This is a genomic window from Okeania sp. SIO2F4 (genome assembly GCF_010672385.1).
Classification (GTDB): domain Bacteria; phylum Cyanobacteriota; class Cyanobacteriia; order Cyanobacteriales; family Microcoleaceae; genus Trichodesmium.
The window spans coordinates 1-4,083 of record NZ_JAAHGT010000885.1; the positions used below are offsets into that span (position 1 = coordinate 1).

Consider the following 4,083-nt stretch of genomic DNA (forward strand, 5'->3'; position numbering starts at 1 on the left):
AGTACTTAATTTTGATATTTGTACGGTTTTATGTACTGATGTTAAGTATAATAATATTTGTAATGTTATTATTTGAGATGGACTCAACTTTTGTTCGATCTGGTTTTGATCAAAGCCTAATATATTCTCTTTTATTAATTTTTATTTGTAATTACCAACCCTTTTTGATCGGATTTTTAACTGTTTTGCCAGTTATTTGAATAAATAATCAAGCTACTGTGTGGCGCGATACTGCGCTCCGCAACGCTCCGCGAACGCACCACACCCCCATCTATTCTCAATAATAGTGGGATTTTAGTTGAACTATTCTTCAGCTTATTTGATAAGTCCACCTCTATATATAGCTTTCAGCTACCTTGTCACCCCGTGAGGCCGCAGCCACTAAAACTCTGGATATTTTACACAGCGAGGAAATTCTCAATCATGTTAAGAATAATGCTGATTATTTCTATCAACAAATGCAGGCTCTAAATGATGAGTTTGAGATTGTTGAGCAGGTGAAAGGCTGTGGTTATATGTATGGAGTTAAGCTTGTTGATAAGCATGACGCAGCTAATCTTGCTCCTTTTGCCAGAAAACATGGTTTATTATTCAGACGACCTGCAGAAAATAATGTCATTCCTGTTGTACCTCCCTTGATATCCACACGGCAAGATATTGATGATATAGCAACCCGCTTAAGAACTATTTTGAAGGAATACATTTTACCTATCTAAAATTTGAGGAGAATTGCTGATGCAAACTGATAAATCAAATTGGCTCAAAAAAGTAAGCTCTGCTCAGAATAACCAAGAGTTATCCAATATCTACGATAATTGGTCACAAGAGTATGATGAAAGTGTTCTAAGCTTTGGCTATAACCCTCCTGCTGTAATTAATGGATTGGTGGGAAGATTTATCCAATCCACTGATGCCAATATATTAGATGCTGGCGTTGGTACGGGAATGGTAGGAGAACTACTTTCTATTCTTGGATATACCAATCTAGTGGGTATTGATTTATCCTTGGGTATGTTAGAAAGGGCACGGAAAAAGCAAGTCTATCAAGATTTGAGACAAATGGTATTGGGGCAACCTTTAGATTTTCCTGATAATGCATTTGATGCGGTTGTGAGTGCTGGTACTTTTTCCGCTAACCACGCACCCCCCGAATCATTTGATGAATTCATCCGCATTGTCAAACCCCAAGGTTTAATTATTGTCGCAATTCGAGTTGATGTTGCTTATTATATTGATGCCATTCGAGGGAAAATGAATACTTTCGAGAAATAAGGATTGTGCCAACTGGTAGAACATTCTAAGCCATTTAAAAATATTCCGTTGGTTTCTGAGACAGCAACTATTGAAGCTTTTGTTTATCGTGTGCTTCGTGACTCTTGAAAACCTTATTCTACAATTAATTTATACTATTCAATATTTTTATTCTTATACTAAATTCAAAAAAGGTCGCTACATTATTAATTTCAACACTCCTACCAACAAACTAAAGCACTCTAACAGTATTTTTTGAAAATGGTATTACAGTGTGAAATTATATTCGGTTTCTCTCAAACATACAAGCTTGTACAGCACTCTAGTGGTCTGTCTTTTCTAAAAAGTTATACAATATATATGTTATTTCTTGTGTATACTTTCGATTTTTGGTGTAATATTCCGAGCTACCAGGTACTCCAAATTTTGGTCATACGAACTTTCTTAGGAGCATCGATGCTCCACCATAGAATCTTTATTCAATCACTATTACTATCTATGAATTATAACATTCTTTTTTTAAACTTGGTGTTAGAATAACTCATAGAACTAACTACAGCTAGTTAACCTAAAAAACTAGACTTCAACAAAGTGGTTAATAATTAACTAGGGTCTGGTAAAAAATTCATAGGCGTAAGCTTAGGAAATAGTGGGTCTGGGATATAGAACTTTTCTCGTTTTTACCTCATCTCTCTACTACATTAAAATTTATCCCTCATCTTAAATTGCTTATTGTTTAAATTTTATTCAGCAAGCCCTAACTACTTATAGTTAACAAATTCAAAAATTTTGTGATATACTAAAAAAACTGGAGACCTTATCGGGTGGAGGTATAACCGCGCAGAATGAAACAATTGGGAACCCATCTAGTCGTTGATGCTTGGCATTCTCCCGCAGAGCTGCTCAACGACCCAGAAAATATACGTCGCTCTTTAATTGATGCAATTTCAGCAGGAGGAGCAACCCTCATAGATTTATGTGTTCATCAGTTTAGTCCTCATGGAGTGACGGCAACGGCGACACTAGCAGAATCTCATATTGCTATCCACACATGGCCTGAGTTAGGTTACTTTGCTGCTGACTTATTCTTTTGTGGTCATGGGAATCCACACAAAGCTATAGAGATTCTACAAACCGCTCTTCAAGCTAAAAAAATGAAATTGACAGAGCTCAAGCGCGGGTTTGAACCAGGGATGGGAGTCCAAGATACTGCTACAAAAAATCAAAATGCTAAAAGTTTGGTGGAAATCAAGTTGAACTAGCAAACAACTACTGAAGTTGGGGGTTGCACGTTAAAGAATGATAATAGGTTTTAAACTGTACATATATGAACAAAAGAATTACCTAAAAATATCTACTTTCAGAGTTCATCATTCCTGATTGTGCAACGCCTTGGCTTTAGGTAGTTCACCTTTTCAAAAGTATGTTTAAACTCTATTTTCCTTTCACGTTTCATGTATTTATTAAAGTTAAATAGTTTTCTATCGCTGATTTAAAATTGGCCGCACTACCCAATAGCCAGCACCAAATGCAGCAATTACAATCAGACAAACAGCAACTACTAACCAAATTCCATTTAGGTTAGATACTTGTGTAGCACTGGAAAATCTACTGTAGCGACTTTTGTCTGATTCTTCTGTAAATAGATGTTCTGAAAAATCTGGCTCTGTTGGTTTAGGATCGGTAAATGGTAGAGAAGGAGAAGAGGATGATATTTCAGGAGAATCGACTTTAAAACCAGAACTTAAATAATTAGAGCTAACAGTATTAACGCTAGATTGAGAGTGAGGAAAAGAAGGTATTTGTGGTTGGGCTACCTTGGTTACTGACTGGGCAGCATTTAAAGCTTCTTGTAACTGTACTCCAGAGTTAATCACCTTTTCAATTTCTATTCTCAGTTTTTGATTTTGCTGCATTAACTGTTCATTATGAACTTTGAGAGATTCGAGTTTGATTTGAGCTGCTTGTAGTTCAGCAGTAGCTTCTCTATATAAAGAAATAGGTACAGATGGAGAATAGTTATTTTCTGATAATGGTCCATTTTTACCAGATGTGCTGATATTTTGCATTATGTTACTATGTAATATTAATTTGATGGATATTTTTCAGTAATTATGATTGATAATTATTGCAATTAGACCAATAAAACAGAAATTCGTCAAGTTACAATCAAAAAAAAACATTTGCTTGGATAAATTGAATCTCTAAATAGTTGGATTTTGTTTGCTTAATCTATATGAATAACTCTGAAAATAGTGATGAACTATCTCAAGATACAAATATGCAAGAACTTAAATATGGAGAAAGGAATATATTGGAGGGAGAGTTAATTACTTTTCCAAATCCTCGTATCGGACGACGTTATGAGATAAATATCAGTTTACCAGAATTTACTTGTAAATGTCCTTTCTCTGGTTATCCAGATTTTGCTACAATCTACATAAGATATGTTCCCAATGAACGAGTAGTAGAGTTGAAAGCCATAAAATTGTATATCAATAGTTATCGCGATCGCTACATTTCCCATGAAGAATCAGTGAATCAAATTTTAGATGACTTTGTAGCAGCTTGCGATCCTTTAGAAGTCAAGATTAAAGGTGATTTTTTTCCACGGGGAAATGTTCATACTACTATCGAAGTTGAACATTATAAGGCAAGCTAGAGTTAAGGATTAAGGTATGAGATGTGGGAGAAAGAGAAAGAGACGATCGCTTGTGAGCATCACAAGCGATAGTTTTCTCCATCGCTACCTCTATCGCTTGCCTTTGACTGCTCAAAGAAATCTCTTCCCTGAAATGTCCCTGGGGATGATATGTTTGTAGTATAGTCAAA

At 35.4% G+C, this 4,083-nt stretch carries 6 protein-coding genes; 4 read left to right on the forward strand and 2 right to left on the reverse strand.

Annotation, left to right across the window (positions count from 1 at the left end):
• Positions 1–356 precede the first annotated feature (356 nt).
• The 3 genes from F6K22_RS34430 to speD all read left to right on the forward strand — a co-directional run bounded on the left by F6K22_RS34430 (position 357) and on the right by speD (position 2,513).
• Positions 357–716, forward strand: coding sequence for an aminotransferase class III-fold pyridoxal phosphate-dependent enzyme (locus tag F6K22_RS34430; protein ID WP_293108790.1), 360 nt, complete (start codon positions 357–359; stop codon positions 714–716).
• Between the two features lie 19 nt (positions 717–735).
• Positions 736–1,272, forward strand: a complete 537-nt coding sequence (locus F6K22_RS34435) for a class I SAM-dependent DNA methyltransferase (RefSeq protein WP_293108793.1) — start codon at positions 736–738, stop codon at positions 1,270–1,272.
• 824 nt (positions 1,273–2,096) lie between these two features.
• Entirely contained in the window at positions 2,097–2,513 is a 417-nt protein-coding gene (gene speD, locus F6K22_RS34440) for an adenosylmethionine decarboxylase (RefSeq protein WP_293108795.1), read from the forward strand.
• A 219-nt stretch (positions 2,514–2,732) separates the two neighbouring features.
• Here speD and F6K22_RS34445 read toward each other — a convergent pair whose 3' ends face one another.
• Positions 2,733–3,320, reverse strand: coding sequence for a hypothetical protein (locus F6K22_RS34445; RefSeq protein ID WP_293108798.1), 588 nt, complete (start codon positions 3,318–3,320; stop codon positions 2,733–2,735).
• Between the two features lie 167 nt (positions 3,321–3,487).
• Here F6K22_RS34445 and queF point away from each other — a divergent pair, with 167 nt between their 5' ends.
• Positions 3,488–3,913, forward strand: coding sequence for a preQ(1) synthase (gene queF, locus F6K22_RS34450; protein WP_293108801.1), 426 nt, complete (start codon positions 3,488–3,490; stop codon positions 3,911–3,913).
• On the opposite strand, the gene F6K22_RS34455 is transcribed toward queF, so the two are convergent.
• A partial coding sequence (locus F6K22_RS34455) for a hypothetical protein (RefSeq protein WP_293108803.1) occupies positions 3,882–4,083 on the reverse strand: 202 nt, incomplete at its 5' end. The two genes, queF and F6K22_RS34455, sit on opposite strands and share 32 nt — an antisense overlap.

Excerpts from the sequence above, each read along its gene's own strand:
- speD (WP_293108795.1), top strand. The coding sequence starts at position 2,097 with ATGAAACAATTGGGAACCCATCTAGTCGTTGATGCTTGGCATTCTCCC.
- F6K22_RS34435 (WP_293108793.1), top strand. The coding sequence starts at position 736 with ATGCAAACTGATAAATCAAATTGGCTCAAAAAAGTAAGCTCTGCTCAG.
- F6K22_RS34445 (WP_293108798.1), bottom strand. The coding sequence starts at position 3,320 with ATGCAAAATATCAGCACATCTGGTAAAAATGGACCATTATCAGAAAAT.
- queF (WP_293108801.1), top strand. The coding sequence starts at position 3,488 with ATGAATAACTCTGAAAATAGTGATGAACTATCTCAAGATACAAATATG.